The following is a 26975-nucleotide window of genomic DNA, read 5'->3' as shown; positions in this document are numbered from 1 at the left end:
GTGGATAGAAGAGTTAGTACCTTTGGGCAAGGGGGAGCTTATGGATAACTTCTCTTGCCCAATCTAGTCACCTTTGAATGACCTATCAGCCAAAGTTACTTCTCATAATTGCTATTCACAAGTATTAACACTCGAACAGCTTACCTCTTTAGATAATTGATGGGAGGCTTGCGGAACGTTCCTTGCCTTATAATCAATATCATCTGAGGAATAAATCGTAATAATCACTTGGCCCCCGTATCTTATAGCTCGGATTAAAATCGGTTGGTTATAATTATTTTTAAAGCTAAAATCAGGACCATACCAACTGACTGTAGCATCGCGACCAGGTGGAACATAAGGAACACGTCTACTGTGAGAATAACGCTCCATAATCTCCATCCCTGTGCGATCAATAGCATTGAACAGAGTGGAGGATACTTGACAAATCCCCCCTCCAATCCCTTCTGAAAACTCTCCTTTGACGATAACGCGAGCTGGTAAATAGCCTCTTTCTGCGGTTCGGTTACCAACGACTTTGTTAAATGAAAAGATCTCCCCAGGAAAAACGACATGATTATTAATAGCTTCTACAGCCAGTGAGATATTTTGTGTACGGTTTTTATTCGCACTATTAAAGTAAGTCACATATTGCCCAATTTTTTGTACGCGAATGTGAGCAAGAAGCTCGCTGTCTACTCTTGGATGAATAGGGAGTAAGGGCACTTCTATATTGGCTGTTCCACTGCTGAAAAAAGAGGTATAAAATTGCTCCTCAAATATTTTTTTGTATAATTTATAACCTGTTTGCCCAGGGATAATGTTGCCTGCATTGTCAATTCCAGCTTCTACAGGCGCTTTATATATTTGTTTGTCTATTTCCTCAATTAGTTGGTTGTATTTATCTCTGTCCACCATTGGTGTATCCGGTAAAGCAATCATAAAATCTGAGCGGGGGATATGAGCGATTGTTTGTCCCTGATGGGTGATTAATAAATCGTTTGAAGGATGCACTGGTTGAATGAATAGTAAGATTGCTGTAAGCCATGCAAATTTCATAAATAGGTACCTCACAATATAAATGTAGTTGTACTAAATCAGTTAGGCATGCTGGCACACTCCTATATTTAGTTTGGATAAAAGTAAGAATCTAATCCTTTCTTTTTTGAGTCACAGTGACATAATTATATGTGGATAAAATGTGGATTATTTTGTGTATAACTACCTCTTATGGGGATTTCTCCTTTTGGTTATTTCAACATATATATAGAAGTAGGCAGAGGAGGGGGAGCAATGGATAAGTTTTATAAGCATATTGAAACTGCAGTGATTCATGAGGGGTACGATCCGAAGCAATATATGGGGAGTCTGGCTGCGCCGATTTTTCAAACATCGACATTTGTTTTTGATCATGCTGAACAAGGAGAGCGACGGTTTTCCGGTGAGGAAGAGGGATATATCTATTCCAGGCTCGGTAACCCAACTGTGAAAATACTCGAAGATCGAATTGCCATGCTTGAGCGAGGCGAAGCAGGTCTTGCATTTGGCTCGGGAATGGCTGCTGTGTCTGCTGTGTTGCTTGCACTCACGAAAGCAAATGATCATATTATCTGCTCGCAAGGCTTGTATGGCTGTACATTCGGCCTTTTACATTTAATGGAGGAAAAATACAATATTACGCATGATTTCTCTGAAATGCGAACGGAGGAACAGATAGAGGCAGTAATTCGACCGGAAACCGTCTGCATCTATGTGGAAACACCGATTAATCCGACAATGAAAATGATAGATCTTGCGATGGTTGTTAAAGTGGCGAAGAAATATGGGATTGCCGTTGTCGTGGACAATACTTTCTCATCTCCTTACCTTCAGCAGCCGCTCGTATTAGACTGTGATGTTGTTTTACACAGTGCGACAAAGTATATTTGTGGGCACGGTGATGTAGTTGCAGGGCTTGTTGTTGGCTCAAAGGAATTCATTAACAAGGTAACGAAGACAACTCAAAAAGATATTGGTGGAATTATCTCGCCTTTTGATGCTTGGCTGTTGCTGCGAGGCCTAAAGACACTTCCTGTTAGAATGGACCGTCATTCGGAAAATGCGGCGAAGCTATTTGATAAATTGAAGCAACATCCAAGTGTAGCACAGGTTTTTTATCCGGGGGATCGAGAGCATCCGGATTACGAGATTATGAAGAAACAAATGAGGCAAGGTGGAGGGATTATTTCATTTGAAATCAAAGGAACAAAGAAGGATGCCCAAAAGCTATTAAATGCTCTAAAGCTCATTAAGATTGCCGTCAGCCTTGGAGATGCTGAAACATTGATTCAGCACCCAGCTACGATGACACATTCCAGTGTGCCTTCCGAAAAGCGAGAGGCAATGGGAATTACTGATCAGCTTACTCGCCTTTCGGTCGGCCTGGAGAACTGGGAAGATCTTTGGGAAGACTTAGATCAAGCATTGGATAGCTTGCAGAATTAAGGGAGGAACCTAATCAAAAAAATCAGTACCTCATTATGGAGAGGTACTGATTTTTTATTTAGGCTTTATTCTAGAGCGTATCGATTTAATATAGTTATCAAATTTTCTTTAAATGGAGTTCTCAGCATTTATATAACCGGCGCCATAAAGATTGGAGTTGGTGTCTTTCCATTGAACGGTCCCTTTTTTTAATCTCTCTTTGACCTCATTAGGAGTTAGATGTGGATAATATTCAAGCATTAAGGCAACAATCCCTGCACAAATGGGCGTGGCCATGGACGTACCGGAAAGGGAGAAATAGTTGGATTGGACTCGACGTGAACTTTGTGATCTATCTAAATAGGAATTTGGGGCACGAAGGGAGATGATGTTGACTCCTGGAGCTAATAGATCTGGCTTTGTTTCACCATAAAGAGTTGGTCCTCTACTAGAAAAGTCAGCAGCAACATCATCTTGCCGTGTATACTGCGTATTTCGATCATCAAGGGCGCCTACCGTAATGACTTCATTGCTAATTCCAGGGCTTGCAATGGTTCTATCCCTAGGACCGGAGTTACCTGCTGCTACACATACGACGATGCCACTTTGCCAAGCCTTTTCTACTACCTGTACCATTGGATCCGCATTTTCCTCTCTAAATCGCTGAGGAGGACTTCCTAAAGATAAGCTGATAACGTGGATTGGGTTGTTTGGATGATTACGATTGTATTCTATACACCATTCAACCCCTTGCATGACCGTTTCAAGTGAACCTGCCCCTGAACGATCTAGTACTTTAATACCAATAATATTAGCTTTGGGAGCTGATCCTTTATACTGTCCTCCTGAAGCAGCACCGTTTCCAGCAGCGGCACCAGCGCAATGCGTTCCATGACCATTATCATCATAAGGAGCGGATCGTCGATTGATAAAGTCTACAAAATGAACGATTCTTCCCTCAAGGTCCGAATGTGGATAAACTCCTGTGTCGATAACAGCGATTGTGATTCCTTGTCCGGTTAATTGTTTATTATTGCGGACAACATGATCTGCTTGAACGGAAGGAATGGCATGATCGAGGAGGGCTTGTACTTGTCTGTTTAAATGAACTTTTCGAACTGTCGAATGGCTTTTAAACAAATCTGCTAAAGCGGCAAGTGTGACCTCTACACTACAACAAGGTACAGAAGAAAATTGATTTTTGAATTGACAGTGAGCATTTGTTGTTAATGAGTGTTGTAACTGCTGTACACTTTGCTTTTGGCATTCCATATCTTCAAATTCCACAATGACAGATAATTTCACAGTATGCATGAATAAAGGTCCCAGCCGATTTTGTAGAAATTTGGGGGCTCGTTTAAAACGTTTATAAAGATTCAGAATCTCTATTTGAAGTGGCTTGTCCAGCTGATGAGCATAAGTTTGTATAAATTGAATCACTGAATAATCAAACATTCTATCACTCCTATTCAAAATAGATTCATCATTAGGTTATGGTTGGAATCGAGTTTTGGTAACGGTATTTATAACGTAAAAAACAATTATACGCTCTATATTCCTAGCAATAGTTTAATCAAGTCTAGTAAGGCCTGCAGTTTTTAATCAACGTGTATCTATGGCTAAAGCACTTGTAAATAATCCCACTGTATTACTAATGGATGAACCATTTGCTGCTTTGGATGCAAAAACAAGATGAATTTGAAACTCTCTATTTTTAATCTAATCAATGCCAAGGAGAGGTCGTACATAACATTATTTATTTCGGTAAAAATAGTAGCTATTAGAAGAATTTGTTTTTTAATGGGGTTTTCTGTTGCGTTTTCTGGAGGTATGTAAAATGTTAAGGCATGTATTCAATAAGCGATTGAAATATCAAAAACAACATGTTGAAGATAAGCAAAATGATATACCTAGTACGATTTATACAGATATCCATGCTAATCTCGACAATATAAAAAGGATATTGAATGCACCATCTGATCTTATCCAAAGAATTTTTACAATAGGCGATAGTGAAAAAAAATGCGCTATCGTTTGTATAGATGGACTAGTAGATAAGGATATGATAAATGACCAATTGATTAGAAATATTCAATTGGGTATGCAGACTGCCAAAAAGGAAGTGCCTGCTTCTGGCGATGAAATAATGAAGAAGTTGAAGAATGAGGTTTTATCCACTTATGAATTGAAAATGGCAGATACATTGGATGACGTGATGCTGGCTATTTTGTCTGGTGATACAGCTTTATTTATCCATGGAACAGATAAAGTATTACTGGTTGGAAGTAAGGGATGGGACAGTCGCGGAATTGATGAGCCTCAAACTGAATCATTGGTAAGGGGTCCGAGGGAAGGGTTTACTGAGAATATTCGTACGAATACCATGCTTGTTCGTAGACAGGTAAGGGATCCTAATCTACGGCTTGAATCAAGTAAGGTGGGACGGCGATCCAAAAGAGACCTTGTTGTTTGTTATGTTGAAGGAATTGTTCATCCAGATATAGTAGCAGAGGTTAACAGAAGATTGAAGACAATAGATATTGATGAGGTTGCAGAAAGTGGGACCATTGAACAATGGATCGAGGATAGTTCCTTGTCTCCCTTTCCACAGGTGTTGCATACTGAAAGACCGGATAAGGTAGCGAACGCAATTTTACAAGGGAAAGTTGCTATTCTTTTAGATGGTACACCTTTTGCATTAATCGCACCGATTACATTTGTTTCCCTTTTTCAATCACCAGAAGATTATTATGAGCGTTGGATTATTGGGTCGTTACTTCGAATGTTGAGATATGTAGCAGCTTCTTTTGCTGTGTTTTTACCAGCTCTTTATATTGCGCTTGTATCGTTTCACCAAGGAATGATTCCTTCCAAGTTAGCTTTTTCGATTGCCGGGGCGAGAGAGGGAGTGCCCTTTCCAGCGATTATTGAAGCGTTGATGATGGAGGCTACATTAGAGTTACTTCGCGAGGCGGGGATTCGATTACCCAAACCGATTGGGCAAACGATTGGCATTGTGGGTGGGTTAGTCATCGGGGAAGCAGCTGTACAAGCTGGAATAGTGAGTCCAGTTATGATTGTGGCTGTAGCAGTTACAGCTATTTCCTCCTTTGCGATTCCTTCATATGGTGCAGGGATTGCCTTTCGAATTTTACGGTTTGGTACGATGCTCGCAGCCGGGATTTTTGGACTATACGGAATTATTCTCATTTACATTATGATTAACATTCATATTACCAGACTAAAAAGCTTCGGGATTCCTTATTCTACACCATTTGCGCCAACGTTTTATAGAGATTGGAAAGACTTGGTTATTCGTGCGCCAATAACTGTGATGTCAAAAAGGCCGCAATATATGCAGACAGATGATGACACAAGAATAGGTAAAGGAGATGGGAGTTCATGAAGCCCTTTGAATATGGTGACCGCGAAGTAGGTAGAAAAGAAGTTCTATTGGGTGTTGCCAATATGGTCATTGGATTTGGGGTTCTTACTCTCCCTCGTACAGTCGCAAGTGCTACGCATTCAATAGATGGGTGGATTTCAATTAGCCTTGGTGGATTGGTTGTTATTTTTTTTGCAGGGGTATTAGCCAAGTTGGTAAGCCGATTTCCTAAAAAGAATCTTCATGAGTTCACAAGTTTAATCATTAATAAACCGATAGCAACGATTTTAACGTTGTTGTTTGCTTCATACATGATGCTTTTTGTTTGTTATGAGATGAGGTGCGTTGCAGAAATATCAAAACTATATTTGTTTGATCGAACACCTGTAGAAGTTATCTGTTTTGTATTTTTCTTGGTTACTGTTTATGCCGTTTCTGGACCAAGCACAGTTATACTTCGTCTTAATCTCTTGTTCATGCCTGTCATATTATTTATTATTTTGCTTTTAATTGTAATGAATGTAGGATTTTTTGAATTTAAAACTACAAAGCCATTCTTTCAAACTGGTTGGATTGAAATTCTACGAGGTTCAAAAGAAACGATATTTTCCTTTTTAGGTTTTGAAATTTTATTATTTTACAACGTCCTTATAAATGACCCTAAGAATACGCTTAAAGCAACCATAATAGGTATGTCCATTCCAGTATTGTTATATTTACTCGTATTTGTGTTTATTGTTGGAGTGTTTGGTATCGAGGTTACAGAAAACACACTTTATCCAACAGCGGAGCTAGCTAAACGTGTTGAAATACCAGGAGGATTCTTTGAGAGGTTTGAATCAGTGTTTTTTACAATTTGGGTGGTTTCTCTTTTTAGTACGGCATCGATGGCCTTTGATGTAACGTTATTAGCATTTGCTTCTATTTTTAAAAAGGTAAAACGAATGACGCTTATTTTTATCCTTTCTCCACTTATTTATATCATCGCTATGTCACCACAGAATTTTGTTGAGACTTCTATATTTGGAGAATGGATTAGCTACCTAGGGATTGGGTTTAGCATGTTCATGCCGTTGCTTCTACTCGTGATTGCCATGATACGTGGGGTAAAGGGGAATGGATAAGTTTTGTAGAGGTATATGGATTTCTTGTTTACTCTTTTTAGTAACGGGGTGTTGGGATCAAAATGAAATCGAAGAAAGAGGGTTTGTGGTTGGTGCAGCCATTGATATGGTTGAAGAGCAAATGGATGATTCCATCGGGGGGACGTCTGAGAAAGATCGAGGCGATAAGTATAAGTTGACCTATCAATTTGTTATTCCGGGAAATTTTCTAGGAGGTGGTAGCAGTGGCGGGGCATCAGAAGGAAAAGCATTCTTAAATCTTACATCAAAAGGAACATCCATTCATCAAATTACTAGAAAGATATCTACCGAAACCAGTCGTAAACCATATCTGGAACATATTACCCTGATTGTTCTGTCAGAGGAACTTTCAAAAAAAGGATATCTCAAGGATGCTATGGATTTTTTTGTGCGTGATCATGAAATGAGGAGAGTAGCAAAAGTGATGATAGCAGAGGGGGAAGCGAGAACGGTTTTGGAAATCAATCCCCAACATGAAAAAATGCCGGCTTTATTTATTGCTTCACTGAACGAAAATATAGTAAAACATAGTACTTCTTTACCACCTGTAAATATTAGCGATATTCATAGTTACTTATTAAAGGGGAATAGTTTCGCTATACCCAGAATTGTTGTTAAGAACAACAAAGGGAGCATTGTAGGAGCAGCTATTTTTAACTCTCAAAATCAAAAAATGGTTGGCACCCTTAATGAAAGTGAAACACTAGGACTTAATTTTATTACAGAAAAGGTTGAGAGTGCGATAGTTGAATTTTTGATGAATGGTCAACTTATTGCTTTTGAAATTAAAGATGCTAAAAGTAAAATCGAGGCTGATGTTTCTGACAAAGATCAAATTAAATTTACGGTGAAAATTAACGTAGAAGGCAATGTGGGGGAATTATACGGGGATTTAGGTTTACAAAATCAATCGATATTATCTGAAATTGAAGAAAAAGCCTCTAAGGAAATAGAACGTATCACTAATCGTGTTATTGATAAAGTACAAAAAAAGTACAAAGCTGATGTCTTTGGACTAGGAGATCATTTAAAGCAAGAACATTATAAGACATGGAAACAGGTAAATAAAGAATGGGATAAGGGGGAGAATTATTTTTCAAAAAGTGTGATTGACGTTCAAGTAAAGGTTGAAGTAAGGCAAATTGGATCATCTATTAAAACGATAAAATAGAGAGGAGCCGAATGGCTATGTGGCACTCAATAGCGGAGAGAATTCCCTCATTGTTTACTATTATGTTTGCTATATTATCTTCGCTCATTCCATGGGGGATATATAAATTGAACCAGGCCTTTCATCAATACGCTGACCCGCCATGGAAAAAAGATGATGAGTCACAGTGACATAATGAATTGTGGGTAATTTGTGGATAAGTTTGTGGATAACTTATTGTTGAAATGAAAATAAGTTAGAGCGGGTACCTTGAGAGGTGCTTGCTCTAACTTATAGGTTTCTTTGGGGGGATTCCTGGAAGGTGCTAATTGATAAATCATCTATTTTTTTCTTTTAGTATTTAGTTAGCTATTTCAACAGGGTACTTCTGTTGTAAATAACTCGCAAGTGCATCTACAGCTAATGGGCCATCTTCGACTAGTTTTCCTTTTATAAAGGCGGTGAAGCCATCTCCACCTGAAGCGAGATAATTGCTAATGGCAATCGTATATGCCTTTTTGGATTGAATTTCCTTACCATGAATGTCTTTTAATGTGATAATACGGCTGCCGACAGGGGCAGTATTATCCCAAGTATAAGTTAATCCTACAGCTTGCAATCTGTTCTCCTCATCTTTAGTCCACTGTTGCTCTAAAGCTGTTTTTATTTGTTCTCCAGTTAAGGTAATCTTCACGAAGCGATGATGAAAAGGTAAGGCCGTATAAAGGTCTCCTTTTGTAATGATTCCTTCGTTTAAGCTTGCCCGAATTCCGCCGTGGTGATAAAAAGCGATATCGGTCCCCAGTGTGTTACGTCCAGATTCTACGATTATTTTTGCCAAAGGAGATTCCCCGTTGCCGTTTTTTTTCCTCGTTATTTCTTTTGGTACTTTACCTACTATTTTATTCATATAAGGGGCTATACGTTTTTTATATTTTTTTAAAAGTGTGAGTGTTTCTTGATCAGGTTTGATTTTATGATGAACAGTGGGGATAATCGTTGCTTCTTTGTGAATAATCTCTTTTGTGTGACGGTTAATGGTGAGTTTTACTTCTGAAAAAGCTTTTCCGTAAGAGTAAGCTTGAACGATTAGTTTATTGTCTACGATTGTATTTGCATATGCATGATTATGACCGCCGAATATTACATCGACTTCATCATCTATTTGTGGAGCCATCTTTGCTAAATCTTCATGAGGGTTTCCTCCTGTCTTACCAGATTTAGCCGATATATGAGCGAGCACTACAATGGAGGTTATTCCTTTTTTCTTTAATACTTCCGCTGTTTGATTGATAGCTTGAACTTCATCAGTCACTTCGATTTCTTTTTTGTATTCCGGGAGTAGAAACTTCGTCGTTTCGGTTGTCACTACACCGATAAAACCAATATTTATTCCATTTATTTGTTTGATTATATATGGAGGAAATAATAGATTCCCCGTTTTTTTATTGATTATATTAGCGGAACAATAAGAGGTAGTTGAACCTGAGAAAGCGCCTGCCTCTCCATTAATCAACCGCTGCATTTCATGAACCCCTTCATCAAATTCATGATTTCCAGGTGTTCCGACATCAATGTTTAGAAGGTTTAGATATTCAATCGTTGGTTCGTTTTTGTGTAAAGAGGAGATAGGAGGGCTTCCGCCGACCATATCACCGGAATGAACAAGGAGGGTATGTTTGTTTTCTTGTTTGTACTTTTTTAAATAGGCAGCTAAATATTCAGCGCCTCCTACTTTATTTCCTGATAGATCTTGGTATTTATCCAGTTGGCCATGAAAATCATTCAATCCTAATAATTGAATGTGTGTATAGTCAGCGGCTATAGACGAATGGAGTGAAGTTATTGAACCATCGGTCGTTCCTAAAATGAAGAATAACAGCAAGAACCCAAATGATACTCTATGAAGTATTGACAAGCTGTATGCCCTCCTCTAGGTTGTTATATTCAGTATAAGGGGAGAGATTTAAGAGAGTGTAAAGAGGGAGTTAATTTTTGTTAAATATTGGTTTGTTTGTGTAGCCAATTTAAATCTTTTTTTCGCAATGACTAACGACGAATATCATGGTAAAATCTTCATAAAATTTATAGGTGTTTAATTGGAAAGTGCCAAAAGTATCATATATAGTCTTTTGGCTCTACTTATAAGGAGGGATTGTATTTGAAGAAAAAGAGTTTGCTAGTTTTTATTATTTGTATGTTTGCTTTTCACATGTTACTTCCGTCATTAAAGGTTCAAGCTGCCGAAAACCTTACTTATTGGTCTGAAGAAACACAGGAAGTGTATGAACCTCTACTTCCCTATACATTAGAATGGAGTGGGGATGTATTAAAAAATGGAGGATTTGATCTAGATTCAGGTCGTATAACAACTGATAAAACTATCGCCGACTTTGTCATTAATCAGTATGGAGATATAGGAGCGAGAAAGATTGCTGAACTGCCTAAACAACCCTTAGATGAACCGCTAAATATAGCGGATGTGTCATTTCCAACAGATGGATTGGGCTACCCGTTAACAAGCCTAAAAGTAAAATCAGGAAGTACATATTTGATTCAATTGGATAGCGGGGATTTTGCGCAAGTGCATATTAATGAAGCTTCATCTTCAAAAGTTAATTTTACCTTTGTCGTTCAAACAGATACATTACCGGATGAAGATCCGACACTGCCTGATGAAGAGGAAGAGGTAAATGTGGTCGACTTAATCTCTTCACAATCCTCTTTATCCATGGATGTCGGTCAAGCAAAATCTGTTTCACTTACAGCAAAATACTCTAATAATAGCAAGAAAACAGTTACAAATGCTGCTAAATGGAAGTCAGAAAAACCTTCTATTGCGAGTGTAACAAAAGGGAAAATAAAAGGAGTTTCTGCTGGGCAAACAACGATTTCAGCAGAATATGAGGGAATAACGATAAAAATCCAGGTAAGTGTAAAGAGTAAATCAGTAAAACCAATTAAGGGAATAGCTGGGACAGCTGTTGCAGCAGGTGACAGTCATACACTTGTGCTTAAAAAGAATGGAACGGTATGGAGTTTTGGTAAAAACCAAACAGGACAATTAGGGAATGGGAACACAAAGAATCAATATACTCCTGTTCAGGTAAAAGGCCTTAAAAATGTAAAAGATATTGCAGCCGGATATAATTTTTCTTTAGCTTTAAAAAAAGATGGGACGGTTTGGATGTGGGGAAATCCGCTTGCCAGTGTGTCTAAACCAAGATCTACACCGTATCAAATTAAATCGCTCAAAAATGTGGTAGACATCGCAGCCGGTGAAGAGCATATGATTGCCTTAAAAAAAGATGGCACTGTATGGGTATGGGGAAATAACTCATATGGTCAAGGTGGAATTGGAAAGACTTCTCCAGCAACGATTACAAATCCTGTTAAAGTAACAAAGCTTAGTAAGGTAACAGCGATTGCAGGCGGGCGTTATCATACACTTGCAGTAAAGAGCGATGGGACGATTTGGACGTGGGGGAATAATGAACGGAATCAAATTGGAGATGGAAAAACAGGATCTAGCTTAATGAAAAATGTTTTAGTACCGTATCAAGTTAAATCATTAACGAAAGTAAAATCTGTATCTGGAGGCACTTATTATAGTCTTGCTGTGAAATCAGATGGAACGATATGGTCGTGGGGCTTTAATGATGCTAATCAATTAGGGATCGTTAAAACAAGTGCCTATCAAAATAAACCAGCTAAAGTTCTAGGCAAAGATGGTAAAGGCTATTTGAGTCAAATCAAACAAGCTGATGGCGGATATAGACATACACTTGCAGTTGCTAACGATGGAAGCTTATATACATGGGGAGAAAACACATACGGAAAGCTGGGCATCGGTACCGAAACTTCTATTTATGATGTATGGTCAGATGGCGCTGATTCAGCCGTACCGGTAAAAGTATCGCTGACTAAAGTAATTCAAGCAGAAGCAGGATCTGAGCATACAGTCGCGATAACTGCAGATGGGACAGTATGGTCGTGGGGTTCTAATGATTATGGGCAATTAGGTGTTGGAAAAAAGTACAGTAAAAAGAAAGTACCTGCTAAAGTATTACGTGCTAATTAATAAGTTAGTTCCTCTTTGGTTAGGAGTAAATAGAGAAACATTTAACAGGAATGGGCTAACCACTTATGTGGTCAGCCCATTTTTGCATTTAATTCAGTCTTGGTACAGATAATAGAGATGTCCGATTATTCGTCTTTATTATCTGCATCAGTCATATCTTCTGGATCTTCAACAATGTCTTCTGGATCTGGATCAGTATCATTTTCATCATCTTTAGTCATTGTATCATTTTCATCAACACCAGGTAAGTTATCGTTATCATTATCGTCATTTAAATCATTATCATCATTTAAGTCATTATCATTTAAATCATTTGTATCGTTTAGATTATCATTTTGATCCACATTATTTGGTTCTTCTTGCGGAGGCGGATTTTCATTATTATTGTCGTTATTGCACCCCGCTAACATCATAATAGATAAACAAGCACTCATTAATGTAAGAAACCATTTTTTTGCCATCGTAAATAATTCCCCTTTCATATTTTTTATGGAACTGTACTTATATTTCCCTATGTAGAGTGGATTATGTGTCACACTGATAAAATTATTTATTGATAATTTGTGAATAAAAATGTGGATGATCTCGATGAAAAAGAGAAGAGGCTGCTGAAAAGTAGATGCTTTCCAGTCAGCCTCTTCGGATGTACGTTTAGATTAACGTTTTTTTCAAGTTTTTCAAATATCGATAACGAATTAAGAAGAAATAAACAAGTTGAGCAATAAGAAAACCAGCTAGTACAATCATCATTTCTGTAGCGATAGATAATACGTAAAAGCTTTGTAAAGCTGTGAAGGCAAAAGCACTATGCACAAATGCAACCAAAATAGGAACGAAAAACAGTAAAGCAAGCTGACGAGTGACAATTTTATTCAATTCTTGATCGGTTAACCCTACTTTCTTAATCGTTAAATATTGACGGCTGTCATATTCCAAATCAGCATACAGTCTGAAGTATAAGAAGCTTCCTGCAGCAATAAAGAATACGGCTCCAATAAGTAGGGCGACAAATAACATCATTTTGAACATACTCATTTGATTTTCATACAAAGTTCCGCTTACCGTCATGAAGTAGGGGGTATCACTAGAAGGTGATTTTTTTCCGTTTTCGACCAGGTTTTCCATCATACCTGTTGTTTTCTCAAGTTCTTTCGTATAAAAACCGGTATATGTTCCTGTCGTTACGGGGGCAAGCTTTGTAAATAATTCATCACTCACTACTAAGCCTTCATCCCATACAAGCTGATAAGGCAGGACAACATTTTTTGTATAGGTCTTTGGATGAAGTTGTAGATGATCTTGCTTTAACGTGTATATCACAGGTTTAGAGAAGCCGCCTTCGAAGGTGGATGTTCGCATATTCAAAGTTTCTATTCCTTTCAGCGGCTTTTCTGTAAACTCATATCCTGCCTGTTCAGAGATTTTTTGATAATCCGAAAAGGAAACAATCGTCAGCTTATCAGAAGGATATGGAGAAGTTGAGGAAGCAACTTCTATATATTTAATGGGGACTTGATTTGTCGTATAGCTTACTCGCTTCTCTTGTAATTCCCCTTCAATTTGCTGTAGCTGTTGTTTATGAACGGCTTCATCATTTAACGCGATATAACTAATTTCGGCTGGATAATCCATATCGAATTGCTTATTCATTACATTGACAGAAACAAGAGATCCAACTGCGCAAAAGGCAACCGTTGAAAAAATGGTAACCATAAAAAACATTCTTGCATTATCTTTTAAGCGGTACGCTAAACTAGAAATCGTAATTAAATTCGTTCTTTTCCAAACAAGCATCCGGTTTTTTTGCAGCATTTTCGTTATAAATACCGATAGCTGTGTGTAAAAAAAGTACGTTCCGACAATTGTCATTCCGATGACCGGCAACATCCGAAAAAGTAAGGTTTGCATCGTCGCAGTAGCGGCTAAATAATAACTGATGATGAGTAAGAACGCAGAGAGAAGAGATAGAAAAGTGGATACTTTTGGTTCCGTTTTCGGTTTTTCTCCTGCTTGGAATAAATCAATTAATTTATTGACTCGTACAAGAATCGTCGTAAATAACGAAATACTAAAGAATAGAAGTAAGAACGCTCCTACTGTAAGGATAATTGCCTTTTCGGATAAATAAAAGGGCAGAGGAGCAATGCTAATCATCTTCGAACCAATTAATAAAAAAAGCTTCCCTGTAACAATCCCTGTACAAATCCCGACGGCAATTGCTCCAATACCGATCATCATATTTTCTAAAAACACCATGCGATTTAATTGGCTTCTAGTCATTCCATGCATCATAAGAATGCCAAATTCACGCTTTCGTGCCTTTAAAAACGTGCTGACAGAATAAAGCACAAATAAGAAGGCAAACACATACATAATGATTTCGGCAGCTGCCATTAATTGAACGGCGAGTGCTGCGTTCACACCTTCTTTAATATCGGGATGAAAAATAAATAGGGCATAAACAAAGAAAATTAAAACAGAAAAGGCGCTGCTTAAAAAATAGGCGGCATAAGTTCGCTTGTTACGAACAATGTTTCTATAGACGAACTGTCGAAAGGTCACGACTGTCTCCTCCTAACAAAGCAAGCATATCAATAATCTTTTGGAAAAAGGTTTGACGGTTATCACCGCGATAAATTTCGTTATAAAGTTTCCCATCTTTAATAAAAATAACTCTATGACAATAGCTTGCAGCGACAGCATCATGTGTGACCATTAAGGCAGTTGCGCCATCTTCCTTATTGATGGTCGTGAGTGTTTCCATTACATCTTTGGAAGCTTTGGAATCTAAGTTTCCAGTCGGTTCATCGGCTAAAATAAGGGATGGACGATGAATGATAGCTCGTGCGATTGCTGTACGCTGCATTTGTCCGCCAGAGATTTCATACGTTCGCTTTTTTAAAATTTGAGCAATCCCTAGTTTTTCTGTCACTTCGTAAAGACGTCTTTCCATCTCGCGAACATTTTCGCCATCGAGAGTAAGGGGAAGCACAATATTTTCTTCCACTGTTAGCGTATCAAGCAAATTAAAGTTTTGAAATACAAAACCAAGCTCATGGCGTCTAAATAAGGCGGTTTCTTTTCGGTTTAAAGTATGTGGATTTTTACCGCTAATGAAAATGTCACCAGCTGTTGGTCGATCAATTGTTGCAATTAAGTTTAAAAGCGTTGTTTTCCCACTGCCGGATGGGCCCATAATTCCGACAAATTCGCCTTTTTCAATTGCAAAATTAATATTGGTCAACGCTTTATGAGCCACTTTTCCTTCGTAGATTTTTTCGATATGTTTCACATCTAAAATAGGCATTCTTTCCACTCCTTGCTTCAGTTGTATCTTCATTGTAGCTAGAATTCGCTGTCTCCTACTATGTCACAGGCTTACAGTTTACTTACAGATTTGTAAGGATAGCTAGAATATAAGACGAATCGTTGTTCCTTCGTTTACAATCGATTCGATTTCGATACGGTGACCAAGCTTTTCGCAGATTTGTTTCACAAGGTAAAGCCCCATCCCGGTCGATTCTTGAAAGTTACGGCCATTTTCACCCGTGAAATAAGCATCAAAGACGCGAGGGATATCACTTTGCGGAATTCCGATGCCTTCATCTCGGATTTCTAAAACGGTATGTATGCCACGCTTGTAACTATGGAAATGAAGTTTTCGATTTTCCTCGACTGTATAGCGAATAGAATTTGTGACTAGCTGGGTTAAGACAAACGAGAGCCATTTCTCATCAGAAGCAACGATGACATCCTCTTTGAATTGAAAGGAAGGAAAAATCCGTTTTCGAATAAATAAACGCTTTTGATTAGATGTAACAGACCGTACAACAGCTTCTAAATTAAGGGACTCCACATATAAATCATGTTCAAATGAATCTAAACGCGCGGTATAAAGCACCGTCTCGAGCCCCTTTTTTAAACGATCAAGCTCATCTCCAATGGCAGTGAAGCGAGAGTCATCTTCATCCTGTATGATTAAATGAATAACCGATAAGGGGGTCTTCATTTGATGAACCCACTGATTGATAAACTGTATATGACCTTCAAGTCTGTATTTATAATGATGCAGGTCTGTTTTATAATGGCGAAATTGGCTAGTGAGGAGCTGCTGTAAACCCTCAGTAAGCGGTGTTTGATGCGTATTGTTTGTAAAATCATCCAATGAAGTGAGCGGTTTTTCTAGTCGCTGATAAAAGGAGCGATTGGTGATGTATCGGATTAGGAGATAGATGATTAGCAAACAGCTGCTGAGAAGGGCAGCGTATAAACTAATAGTCCAATTATGATAACCGTCAAGCCAATAAATAGATGTTATAACGATGATTTGGATTAGATATATAAAAATCAGCGGGAATTGATCACGTAAGAAAAGCTTCATTCATTCTTCCTCCAATTGGGCATAAGTCGATATCCTTGTCCGCGAATGGTTTGAAGAGCGTCTATTATATGTAAGGAAGCCAGTTTTTTTCGAACACGTGTAATGTAGACGTTCAACGTATTATCATCCACAAATGCTTGATCATCCCAAATTTTTTCTAAAAGACGATCTCGGCTGACAACCCGCTCAGCTTTTTTCATTAATTCATCTACTATTTTTGCTTCCGTATGACTCAGTTCAATTTCCTGGCCATCTAGAGAAAGACTTAGCCGTTCAACATCGAGTGTTAATCCTTCAACTGTAGTCGTGCGTCCATTATGGGCATTAGCATATGAACCGTATGCGCGTCTAAGTTGACTATTAATTTTGGCAATGACAATTTCATAATCAAACGGCTTCGTTATGTAATCATCTGCTCCATTTTCAAGGGCCATTACTTGATCCATTTTGCTATCACGTGCAGAGATAAAAAGAATCGGACAAATAGAGATACTTCGGATTTGACGGCACCAATAATACCCGTCAAATTTAGGTAAATTGACATCTAATAAAACAAGGTGTGGTTCATACTGTTCAAATTGGGTTCGTACTTTATCGAAATCATCAACGGATTGTGTTTGAAATCCAAACTTATTCAAATGCTTTTCTAGTAAATGAATAAGCTGTTTATCATCTTCAATAATTAGTATTTTAAACATTATCATTCTCCTCTTATTTTCTACTATATAATTGTATCAAAAGTAACAGAACGAATGAAAATGGTCATTAAAAAACGCTGGAACCCCAGCGTTTTTTTCTATCAAGTTAAAAATTCTTCGATTTATTGTTTACGGGCAGAATGATTTGTTCTCCTTTTTCATAGATGCGAAGCAATCTGTATATCATACTTAATTTAGGTACGGTTAAGTACACAATGATGGCCGAAGTCATGCTGATTATGGATCCTGCTGCGACATCTGCTGGATAATGAACGCCAACCCAAATACGTGAAAGACCGACACAAAAAGCGAGTATTATCCAGAAAACGCCTATTTTTTTATGAAAAAGCCAGAATGTCATACAAAAGGAAAAAAACAAAATCGTATGGTCGCTTGGAAATGAATTATCTACAGCCTTCTCTATGAGTTGATTGACATTGGACAACTCAGCAAACGGTTGATGGTTGGAATGAATGGTTCCTGCTAGTTTTCCGATGATCTCGGCAACTATAAAAGAAATCATTGAACAAATTACCATGATTCTATTCGTGGTAGTTCGTGTAAACCAATAGAGTATGACAGCTAGTGCTAAGACGTACACCATATATTCAGCAACATACACAACAGCGGCGTTGAAAGACGTATAATCTTTACCTAAATCATTGATTATTCTAAAAACATCGACATTTAAATCGGAAAAATCCATTGATTCATTTCCCCTTTATCTTTTTACTAGGGTCATTATAAGTCAATTAATAGGACTCAAAACATCGATTTTCCTTACACGAGCTTACAGTTTTGTAAGAATCGTATTTTTAGTTTTTTGATAATAGAGGATGGTTTATTTTAGGAGAATAACAACTGAGAGTGGGCGTGAAATGCACGAGTAAACAAAAGCTCAATCACTTTTGTAGTGATTGAGCTTTTGTATTGTTCGAGGAATAAATCTAGAACTAATGTATTATATCAAAAACATCGCAACAATCGTCGTCACGACTAACCCGATTGTTACCGGAAGGATGTTTCTTCGCGCTAATTCGAATGGACTGACATTACAGATGGCGGCAGCTGGGATGAGTGCCCAAGGAATAATAGTTCCACCGCCGACCCAAATAGCTGCAATTTGCCCAAGCGCGGTTAAGGTGGCAGTACCGTCTCCAATGGCTGTGCCGAATAGATTCGCTACCGAACCAGCTAAGGAAATGCCGGAAAAGCCTGAACCATCTAAACCAGTAATGGCTCCAATACCTGTCAATGTAATGGCTGCTATTTCTTTTGTTAAAGGAACGGCAGCAGCTAAAGCGACGCCGAGGTCATTCACAATACCGTGGGATGTTTTCGGTAAATGGTCACCGATAATTTGAGCGAATCCAGAATCCCCTAGATAAAAGAAGGCAGCAATAGGAATCACGGGTCCAAATACTTTAAAACCGAATTGAAATCCTTGAATTAAATAGCTTGTTGTTTTTTCAAGTCCTTGTTGTTTATGCGCTACAACGGATAGAATAAGCAGAATAAAGACCGCTGTACCGCCAATTAATGCCGTCGCATCTCCGCCTTGTAACTTTAAAAGAAACATGGCGATGACATCAAGCAAAAAGGCAATTGGAATGAGGATAGCAAAAAAATGTTTCTGCTTTGTGGTAAGTAAATGTTCATTCATTGCTTGGTCTTGAATAATTTCTTTATTTTCTCCTAATGTGAGGACCCCGCGCTTCATATCGCGCTTTAAAAAGATAAAGGCAGAAACGGTTGTGACCACTCCCATTGTAATGACGAGGGGAATGCTTGCTGAAATGACATCTCCAACTGGGATTGAAGCCGCATCGGCTGTAAGCTTAGGGGCCGCTTGAATGATAAAATCACTCGATAAAGCAATCCCATGCCCAAAGAGGTTCATCGCTATTGCTACTCCAAGTGCAGGTAATCCTGCGCGCAGGGCTGCTGGAAGCAGGACCGCTCCTAGTAAGGCAACAGCGGGAGAAGGCCAGAAAAACCAAGAAATGACCATCATGAGAATCCCGATAGTCCAAAAGGAAAGCGTTGGATTTTTCATAAACCTAGTAAAAGGAGCAACCATGGCATCATTAATGCCTGCTTTTGTTAACACATGGCTCATTGCAACAATGATGGAAATGATTAAAATAGTCGACATTAGCTCCGTAATGGCGAAAATAAAGCTGTTAAAAATCCCGCTAATGGACGAAGCCACACTACCTGTTGCGACAATGGCTAGCGTGAAAATTCCAATTATGCAAATGAGGGAAGTGTCTCGACGTTTCAGCATAAACCCGATGATGAGCACAATAAATCCTACATAGATCCAATGGAGAGCTGTTAATTCTATCCCCATAATTTTTCCCCCTCATGAATAGGCTTGATGATAGATTATGGGGGAAAGCCTATTTAGGTGAATTGTTCCATAAATTTCTTCGTAATCAATTGTCTTCTTTCCTTTCGCTTATCCATCCAGTATTCTAAAAAGAAATAGTCACGATATAAAAGAGGGATATGATATGAAGCAAATTTATAGTGAAATCATTCAGTTTCGCGGGACACATTATGATTTTGGATATATGCAAGGGGAGAAGCTACGAAATTCTTTAACCGTTATCAATCGTGAAGAGCAGTGGAAGGTGAGAAAGCCTCGATTTACGATAGAAGTAGAAGAGGTGAGAAAGGCCATTACACAATTTGCTCCTGGTGTTTGGGAGGAATTGCTTGGAATGCAAGAAGCACTAGAATGGCCGATGAAACGCATACTGCAAGAATTTGGGGGCTATCGATTAGATTATGTAAAGTCGGGCTGCTCCATTTTAACAGGAAGTGATTATTTAATTCGTAATTATGACTATCACCCGAAGACGTATGAGGGGCGTTATGTTCTTTTTCAACCAACTGACCAAGGATATGCGAGCATTGGTCCGAGCCAAAGGGCGACAGGAAGAATGGATGGAATGAATGAAAAAGGATTAGCGATTGGTTATAACTTTATGAATCGGAAAAATCCAGGGGATGGATTTATTTGTTGTATGATTGGAAGGCTTGTTATAGAGTCCTGTGCCAATGTTTTGGAAGCGGTATCGATGCTGAAGGAGATTCCGCATCGCCATTCTTTTACTTACGTTGTGTATGATCAAAGCGGAGAGACTTATGTAGTCGAAACATCTCCACGCGGTGTTGAGGTTCGCCAGTCGAATGTCTGCACGAATCACTTTGAAATTATGAAGCACGAAAATCGTAATCATCTCATCGATTCTAAACGAAGACTAGAGGTTATGCAGAAACAATACGAGAATCTTTCAGAAGCCTATGATGCTTTTCGATTATTAAATGATACGAACCAAGGGGTTTTTTCGGATTTATACGGAAGCTGGGCGGGAACAATCCACACATCCGCTTATTTACCAAGGGAAATGAAGGCGTGGATAGCATTAGGGGGAAATCAAGAACCTACTGTATTCGACTTTGCAAAATGGCTTAATGGAGAAGATGTAGAACTAGAGCGAATAACGGGAGCGGTTGATACGGATATTCCATTTGTACATATGGATGAGGGGGCAAATTGGTATCGGAAGTGAGGATTATTTATTGGGATAGTAACCGAACAAGGCTAGACTTAATTTTTTAATAGCTATTTCAGATTTATGATAAAGTACTCCTTTTGTATGGTACTTATAAAAATTAAAAAAAAAAGTAAATGGAAAGACTCCAAATTTTGAATCAGGTGTGTGTGACGCGGTCTCACACACCTTCAGTATAGTTCAACTTTTAAAAATAAAAGGATTGTTTCGAGCAGCTTCTTTTTTATTACCATTACACGCCAATTGTAATAGGCTCATCTACACGACAAACAAAATGGTTCATATCTATAATGAACGGCGGGTTGCTTACCATGTTTTGTTTACGTAGTTGATGTAATTCTTCGGAGGAAAACTGAACAATCCCAAGGCCGATTTCCGCTCCTTCAGTATCGATTATCCGAATAACGGACTCCTTTTCAAATTGTCCTTTTATTTCGAGAATGCCAGAGGAGTATACACTTTCACGTTTTTCGACAATGCGATTTTTTGAAGATGAGTCGATGACAATTTCTCCTTTAGGACCTGAATTAAAAGCAATCCATTTTGTCTTTTCGTTTAACTCTATTAATGGTGCGGCAGTTTTAAAGTACGTCCCTTTAGCCGTACCTAATACGGCATCCATGACAATGTTTGGAGTGCCGGCTCTTCCTAAGAAGGTTGAAATGCCAGAAGCCATCGCAATTTTAACCGCTTGAATTTTTGATTTCATGCCGCCGGTACCGACCTCACTTCCTGAGCCACCTGCTGCTTTTTCAATTTCAGGCGTAATGGTATGAACTTGTGATAACAACTTAGCGCAGCTGTTTTCGCTAGGGTCTGAGTCATATAGTCCATCTATGTCTGATAAAATGGCTAAATGATGGGCATCGACTAGTACAGCTACCTTTGCTGAGAGGGTATCATTATCTCCAAATTTTAAGCGGTCAATTGTTACGGTATCGTTCTCATTGACAATAGGGATAATGCCTCTTTCTAATAAGACGTTTAATGCATTACGCATATTTTGGTAGCGATTTTCATCTGAAAAATCACCTCTCGTAATTAAAATTTGCGCAGCAACATAGCCATGAGACAAAAATAGCTCGGAGTATGTCTCCATTAGTAATCCTTGACCAATTGAAGCAGCAGCTTGCTTTTCAGGCAATGTAGTAGGGCGTTCAAGACAGCCTAGTTTTCGATAGCCAGCAGCAATGGCACCAGATGAAACGAGTACAACTTCATATCCTGTATCCTTTAATAAAACAATTTCATCTACAAGTTTTTCGAGTTTTTTACGACTAATTTCTCCTTGTCGACTAGTTAGTGAACTGCTCCCTATTTTAATCACAACACGTTGCTTATTCGTGTTTACGATCATCTAATCCCTCCTATTTTTTGAATATTCAATCTATTGTATCGTTGAAAAGTTACTAGCATTTACTTTGAATTGTGTACTAATTTCTCTAGAGCGATTAGCAGCTTGCTTAATGGCTTGAGAAATAGCTGTACCGCCACCGTATTGTTCAAGCGCAGCTAATCCTGCGGCTGTCGTACCGTTCGGCGAAGTAACCTTTTCTCTTAAAACAGCTGGTGTTTCGCTTTGTGCTTGAATCATTTTGGCTGCTCCGATTATAGTCTGGGCAATGATTTGCCGTGTCATATCTTCAGCTAATCCGCCTTTTATTCCTTCCTTTTCCATATGTTCTATTAAGTAATAAAAGTAAGCAGGACCGCTGCCAGCAATACCTGTAAAAATGTCCATTTGTGTTTCGGGTATGACATATACGGTTCCGATACATTCAAGTAATTTTTGCGTGAGTGTTACGTTTTGTTGTGTAGTGTGTGTTCCAGCAGAAATGGCAGTAGCGGATTCTCCGATCATGCTGGAAGTATTGGGCATAACTCGGATGACTTGTTGTCCTGCTGGTAAATACTGCTCTATAAATGAGGTGGTAATACCGGCTAACACAGACAGAATAAGATGGTTTGGCTGAACGACATGTTTGACGGATTGTAAAGCGGATGCTGCATCTTTTGGTTTCATTGCGAGGACGATTAAGTCAATGTCTTTAAAGGGTAATTTATCTTGAGTTACGGCGTTAATTCCATATGTTTTTGTGAGCTGTTGTAACCGTTTATCGTTGCTTCGATTAGATACAAAAATATGGTTTGGCGGAACTTTTTCAGCATTTATGATACCTGAAATCATTGCTTCTGCCATCGAACCGGCTCCTAAAAATGCAATTTTTTTGTTAATAAACATGCCATTCCTCCCAAAATGTTCGTGTTTTTGTTCTTATTTTTTAACAACGACCTTATATTAACATGTATCAAATCATTATCAAGGGATATCAGGAAAGTCATGTGTATATGCTCCAATTAGTGAGTATAAGCGTTTATCCTGGTTATTCAATAAGGTAAATGAAGGCTCAAGCCAAAATATCACTGCTCAGGATAAAATTTGGAAGATTATTAGGGCTTGTCATTCTTCAAATTGTGTAATAGTAAATGGGAAAGCAGGGGGAGTGGAATTTCTTCCGTTTGACGTTTAAAAAGAAAATATTTATAATGAAATTAATAAGAAAATTGAATATATTCTTCCGTATAAGGGGAGTAGCTATACAATAAAATCGTCATTACGGGATGCGAATCCTCGGTTTTATTGGCAACTAATGATAGTTGTTTGCGAGACCTTACCGATTTCTTGGTAGGGTCTTTTTATGTAAAGGCGTTATAACCGGGAAAATTGGTTATAACGCCTTTTCTTTTCTTATATAACTAAGAATAGAGAGAGGTGACGATTATTCTTTTATTTCATGAGTTAGCTGTCAGTGTTAAAATGGCAAATGACCACAAACATATGCTGCTGGATTACGATAAATCATTAACGTTAATTGGACAAGGCAGAAGTGCTTATGTATTTAGAATCGAACAAACGAATAAAGCAATGAAGATATTTTTTCCGACTTACGCTCACCTTGCTGAGGAAGAGGCAAATATCTATAGGGAGCTTCAACATCTCTCCTATTTTCCAACTCTTTATGAAGCAGGTTCTAATTATTTAGTCATTGATTATTTAGAGGGGAATACGCTATTTCAATGTTTAACAAAAGGGACTCCAATCTCAGATGATGTTATAAAAGAAACCGATAGGGCTTTACAGTTAGCTAGAAAAGAGGGGTTGAATCCGTCTGATGTTCATTTGCGCAACATTTTTATCACATCGGATAAAGAAGTGAAAATTATTGATGTGGCTCGATTTAGACAAGTGAAAGTTTGTACTCAATGGGAAGATTTAAAAAATGCATTTTATTGTTATTATAAAAAGCCGTATTTTCCAAAGAAAATTCCTGAATTTATGTTGAATAGTATTGCAGCGCTGTATAAGAAAAATCTTCTTAAAGTCAATCGTGCAAGAAGCTCCGAATTTTATCAGCGATGAGAAAGGCTTATTCTAGTGTACAAGGAGAGAAGAGAATGAAAAAAAAGATACTAGCTTTTGGAATGATGGGAATGGTGTTTCTAAGTGGTTGTTCCCTGCTTGGAGAGGTAAATGATTCTTTAGAGTATGCGAATGCGACGACAGAATATATGAATACGGCACAAGATTTTGCGAATGAAGTACCAGAACTAGCTAACAATGCAGTCGCAAGCGAAGAAGCGAGACAACAGCTAGAAGAAGAACTTACTCTTATGAAAGAAGAAATAAATGAGTTTAATAATATCGAAGCCCCTGCTGTTGCAGAAGATCTTCATGCTCAGATTGTCAGCACCAATGAAAAGCTAGAAGAAGGGATTGACCTATATTTAACAAATATTGAAAATGGTCAGCTGGATCCCACTATACTAGAGAACTCGGAAATTTTAACAACCGTAAATGAAGTTTCAAGTTTGGTGGAGCAAATTGAGAAATTAACGAATTGATTGTAAGATGTATGATTTGTTTTTTTCAAATAAGTTTGAACGCATTCGATAAAAGTGCGACGAGGTTATCAGGCATAATCATTACCTGATGCCTTTTTTTATATTCTCTCTCCTTCTTTACCGAATTGTGATACATTTTTTATGGGAATTTACAAACAAAGGGAGGGCGTATGAAGGGAATAACGAAGTTTATGAAAAAACCATGGTTTCTCGGTATTCTAGTGTTTGCCATGGCTATAATTGTCATTTGGAATATACCAATTGAGAAAAGAAAATATGGGTTTTCACAAAGTGGTTTAGCTACGGACTATACAGGTCTGCTGCCTGAACGAATTGAAAAAGTTGTGAATGTCCACAATCGAAATGAATTACAGAGAATCGTTCAAGAAGCTAATAAAAAGGGCAAGCATATTTCTATCGCTGGATTACAGCATTCCCAAGGTGGACATACATATTACAAGGACGGAATTGTACTTGATATGCGAGGGTTCAATCGTATAGTAGAAATCAATAAGCAAGCTAAAACAGTTCGAGTAGAGAGTGGAGCTAGTTGGGAAGATGTTCAGGAAGCTGTCACTCCGTATGGTTTAGCGTTACAAGTCACACAATCACAATCGATTTTTACAATTGGAGGTTCATTATCTGTTAATGCTCATGGGAGAGATATTCGTTTTGGTCCAATGGCTGAAACGGTTCGGGAAATGACGGTATTAACTCCAACAGGAGAAATAAAGTATTTAACACGTGATGATTCAGAAGAATGGATGACATACATATTAGGGGGCTATGGTTTATTCGGAGTCATTTTAGATGTGACTTTAAAACTTACGGAAAATGAAGTATACACCATTCACACAGAGGAAATAGAGACAAAAAAGTATGAGTCGTATCTTCATAGAGTGCTAGAAAATCAAAATATTGCGATGCACTATGCAAGAATAAGTGTAGCACCGGGTACATTTTTAGATGAAATGTATGTGATCGATTATAACAAAACAAAAAAACAGGATAATACAACGTCGCTCAAAGAAGAAGAAGGAGTTCGAGTCAGTAAGTTTGCTCTTGATTTAGGAAGAAAAGGGGGAAAGCTGGAGGATTTATTTTGGGAATCGCAAAGGCTGTATATCAATTCAATTGATGGTAAAACGATTACACGTAATAATGCTATGCGTTCAGAATCTACATTTATGGAATTTACTACGCCTGGTAGAGTGGAGGTTTTACAAGAGTTTTTTATTCCAGTTGATTCATATGAAGAGTATATGCAGAGCCTGAAAGACTTGCTTCCTCATAATGATCAAGATGAGGATTTTAAAGTGCATAATATTACAGTGCGATATGCAGCGAAAGATAACATGACAAGTCTCCCTTATGCAAAGGAAGATATGTTAGGTCTTGTCGTATTGATTCAGCATGGATTAAAAGAGAAAGAGATTGCTCATGCTAAAACGATGATTCAGAAGTGGACGGATGTAACATTGCAATATGGCGGTACCTATTATTTGCCTTATTATCCTTACCAAACAAAGGAACAGTTTAAAGAATCTTATCCAAATTGGAAAAGCTTCAAGAAACAGAAGGCAGAACGAGATCCAAATGAAGTGTTTGTAAATTTGTTCTATGATCATTACATGAAGTAAGAAGGAGAAGACATGCAGAATAAAAGTGAACGGTATATTCCTCTTATTGTGACCGTTGGACAAGTGGTCATTTTTCCCTATTATATTGTTTGGTTGAAAGAAGTGTCTTTTAGTTATACCTTATTTGCTTGGTTATTTGCCACATTCTCTTTTGCTGCTGCATGGGGGTATCGTTTTTTTCAATCCAGAGGAGAGAAACCACGGTCTTTTATCACATCTGTTTATGTAGCCATGGGAGTAGTGTATATAGTCGTTGGATATTGGAAGCTTCCAATTGAATATCTCCCTTATGTGGCTCTTATGACACAAATTGTATTAGGCTTTTTACAAGGGTACTTTCGAGCATGGCATACTAAACAACGATCGTATCATGTACATGCTATCAATCACTATTTAATAGTTGGAGTCATTATGATTGGACTTTCATTTATGAAAGTAGTTTCTCCTAGTATATTTCTGACTGTGTTCGGGACAATTTTATGCATGTGTGGAATATGGGAAGTGGTGAGAAGTTTCGATTTCAAAATGATGAAATGAAAAACAGAACTATTAAGTGAATATAAAGA

The 26975-nt window shown here is 38.1% G+C and carries 22 protein-coding genes and 1 pseudogene; 11 read left to right on the top strand and 12 right to left on the bottom strand.

Going from position 1 to position 26975, the window contains the following annotated elements; all coding sequences use genetic code 11:
* Window positions 1-111 precede the first annotated feature (111 nt).
* Window positions 112-1038, bottom strand: coding sequence for a VanW family protein (locus ACE199_RS11675; protein ID WP_375349953.1), 927 nt, complete (start codon window positions 1036-1038; stop codon window positions 112-114).
* Window positions 1039-1272: 234 nt separating this feature from the next.
* Here ACE199_RS11675 and megL point away from each other — a divergent pair, with 234 nt between their 5' ends.
* Complete coding sequence (megL, locus tag ACE199_RS11670; protein WP_375349952.1) at window positions 1273-2463, top strand: methionine gamma-lyase; 1191 nt, start codon at window positions 1273-1275, stop codon at window positions 2461-2463.
* Window positions 2464-2571: 108 nt separating this feature from the next.
* Here megL and ACE199_RS11665 read toward each other — a convergent pair whose 3' ends face one another.
* The gene (locus ACE199_RS11665; protein ID WP_375349951.1) at window positions 2572-3897 is read right to left on the bottom strand and encodes a S8 family peptidase; all 1326 of its coding nucleotides are present in this window, start codon (window positions 3895-3897) and stop codon (window positions 2572-2574) included.
* Between the two features lie 148 nt (window positions 3898-4045).
* On the opposite strand from ACE199_RS11665, the pseudogene ACE199_RS11660 reads away from it, so the two are divergent.
* The 4 genes and pseudogenes from ACE199_RS11660 to ACE199_RS11645 all read left to right on the top strand — a co-directional run.
* Window positions 4046-4135: pseudogene (locus ACE199_RS11660) on the top strand (ABC transporter ATP-binding protein); the annotation flags it as partial.
* Window positions 4136-4279: 144 nt separating this feature from the next.
* Window positions 4280-5848 (top strand): spore germination protein, encoded by a 1569-nt coding sequence (locus ACE199_RS11655; protein WP_375349950.1) that lies wholly within the window; start codon window positions 4280-4282, stop codon window positions 5846-5848.
* Window positions 5845-6951 (top strand): GerAB/ArcD/ProY family transporter, encoded by a 1107-nt coding sequence (locus ACE199_RS11650; protein WP_375349949.1) that lies wholly within the window; start codon window positions 5845-5847, stop codon window positions 6949-6951. The genes ACE199_RS11655 and ACE199_RS11650 overlap by 4 nt, the downstream gene beginning before the upstream one ends.
* On the top strand, window positions 6944-8143 hold the full coding sequence (locus ACE199_RS11645; RefSeq protein WP_375349948.1) for a Ger(x)C family spore germination protein: 1200 nt from the start codon (window positions 6944-6946) through the stop codon (window positions 8141-8143). Before ACE199_RS11650 ends, ACE199_RS11645 begins: the two co-directional genes overlap by 8 nt.
* Window positions 8144-8483: 340 nt before the next feature.
* On the opposite strand, the gene ACE199_RS11640 is transcribed toward ACE199_RS11645, so the two are convergent.
* A complete protein-coding gene (locus tag ACE199_RS11640; RefSeq protein ID WP_375349947.1) occupies window positions 8484-10040 on the bottom strand; it encodes a bifunctional metallophosphatase/5'-nucleotidase in 1557 nt (518 codons plus the stop codon).
* A 243-nt stretch (window positions 10041-10283) separates the two neighbouring features.
* On the opposite strand from ACE199_RS11640, the gene ACE199_RS11635 reads away from it, so the two are divergent.
* Window positions 10284-12203: an RCC1 domain-containing protein gene (locus tag ACE199_RS11635; RefSeq protein ID WP_375349945.1), complete on the top strand. Its 1920-nt coding sequence runs from the start codon at window positions 10284-10286 to the stop codon at window positions 12201-12203.
* A 125-nt stretch (window positions 12204-12328) separates the two neighbouring features.
* On the opposite strand, the gene ACE199_RS11630 is transcribed toward ACE199_RS11635, so the two are convergent.
* The 7 genes from ACE199_RS11630 to ACE199_RS11600 form a co-directional block, all read right to left on the bottom strand.
* Window positions 12329-12664, bottom strand: a complete 336-nt coding sequence (locus ACE199_RS11630) for a hypothetical protein (RefSeq protein ID WP_375349944.1) — start codon at window positions 12662-12664, stop codon at window positions 12329-12331.
* 190 nt (window positions 12665-12854) lie between these two features.
* Window positions 12855-14765 carry an FtsX-like permease family protein gene (locus tag ACE199_RS11625; protein ID WP_375349943.1) on the bottom strand — a complete coding sequence of 637 codons (1911 nt, stop codon included), beginning with the start codon at window positions 14763-14765 and terminating at the stop codon, window positions 12855-12857.
* Complete coding sequence (locus ACE199_RS11620; RefSeq protein ID WP_127759043.1) at window positions 14740-15510, bottom strand: ABC transporter ATP-binding protein; 771 nt, start codon at window positions 15508-15510, stop codon at window positions 14740-14742. Before ACE199_RS11620 ends, ACE199_RS11625 begins: the two co-directional genes overlap by 26 nt.
* Window positions 15511-15612: 102 nt before the next feature.
* Window positions 15613-16584, bottom strand: a complete 972-nt coding sequence (locus ACE199_RS11615; protein WP_375349942.1) for a sensor histidine kinase — start codon at window positions 16582-16584, stop codon at window positions 15613-15615.
* Entirely contained in the window at window positions 16581-17282 is a 702-nt protein-coding gene (locus ACE199_RS11610; protein ID WP_375349941.1) for a response regulator transcription factor, read from the bottom strand. Before ACE199_RS11610 ends, ACE199_RS11615 begins: the two co-directional genes overlap by 4 nt.
* A 106-nt stretch (window positions 17283-17388) precedes the next feature.
* Entirely contained in the window at window positions 17389-17988 is a 600-nt protein-coding gene (locus ACE199_RS11605; protein ID WP_375349940.1) for an undecaprenyl-diphosphatase, read from the bottom strand.
* A gap of 255 nt (window positions 17989-18243) precedes the next feature.
* Window positions 18244-19635: a hypothetical protein gene (locus ACE199_RS11600; protein ID WP_375349938.1), complete on the bottom strand. Its 1392-nt coding sequence runs from the start codon at window positions 19633-19635 to the stop codon at window positions 18244-18246.
* Window positions 19636-19798: 163 nt separating this feature from the next.
* Here ACE199_RS11600 and ACE199_RS11595 point away from each other — a divergent pair, with 163 nt between their 5' ends.
* Complete coding sequence (locus tag ACE199_RS11595; protein WP_375349936.1) at window positions 19799-20863, top strand: C45 family autoproteolytic acyltransferase/hydrolase; 1065 nt, start codon at window positions 19799-19801, stop codon at window positions 20861-20863.
* Between the two features lie 235 nt (window positions 20864-21098).
* Here the strand turns inward: ACE199_RS11595 and proB are convergent, their stop codons facing one another.
* Both proB and proC read right to left on the bottom strand, forming a co-directional pair.
* The gene (proB, locus tag ACE199_RS11590) at window positions 21099-22223 is read right to left on the bottom strand and encodes a glutamate 5-kinase (RefSeq protein ID WP_375349934.1); all 1125 of its coding nucleotides are present in this window, start codon (window positions 22221-22223) and stop codon (window positions 21099-21101) included.
* Window positions 22224-22253: 30 nt separating this feature from the next.
* Entirely contained in the window at window positions 22254-23108 is an 855-nt protein-coding gene (proC, locus tag ACE199_RS11585; RefSeq protein WP_375349932.1) for a pyrroline-5-carboxylate reductase, read from the bottom strand.
* Window positions 23109-23639: 531 nt separating this feature from the next.
* Here proC and ACE199_RS11580 point away from each other — a divergent pair.
* From ACE199_RS11580 to ACE199_RS11565, 4 genes are all read left to right on the top strand, one after another.
* A complete protein-coding gene (locus tag ACE199_RS11580; protein ID WP_375349930.1) occupies window positions 23640-24287 on the top strand; it encodes a serine/threonine-protein kinase in 648 nt (215 codons plus the stop codon).
* A gap of 35 nt (window positions 24288-24322) precedes the next feature.
* Window positions 24323-24769 (top strand): DUF6376 family protein, encoded by a 447-nt coding sequence (locus ACE199_RS11575; RefSeq protein WP_252292932.1) that lies wholly within the window; start codon window positions 24323-24325, stop codon window positions 24767-24769.
* 170 nt (window positions 24770-24939) lie between these two features.
* The gene (locus ACE199_RS11570; RefSeq protein ID WP_375349928.1) at window positions 24940-26409 is read left to right on the top strand and encodes an FAD-binding oxidoreductase; all 1470 of its coding nucleotides are present in this window, start codon (window positions 24940-24942) and stop codon (window positions 26407-26409) included.
* Between the two features lie 12 nt (window positions 26410-26421).
* Complete coding sequence (locus ACE199_RS11565; protein WP_375349926.1) at window positions 26422-26946, top strand: hypothetical protein; 525 nt, start codon at window positions 26422-26424, stop codon at window positions 26944-26946.
* The last annotated feature ends 29 nt before the right edge of the window (window positions 26947-26975 follow it).

This window comes from Peribacillus sp. Hz7, from assembly GCF_042136355.1.
GTDB classification, from domain to species: Bacteria; Bacillota; Bacilli; order Bacillales; family DSM-1321; genus Peribacillus; species Peribacillus asahii_A.
The sequence above is the reverse complement of the archived record's forward strand: the minus strand, read 5'-3'. Positions and strand labels throughout refer to the sequence as shown.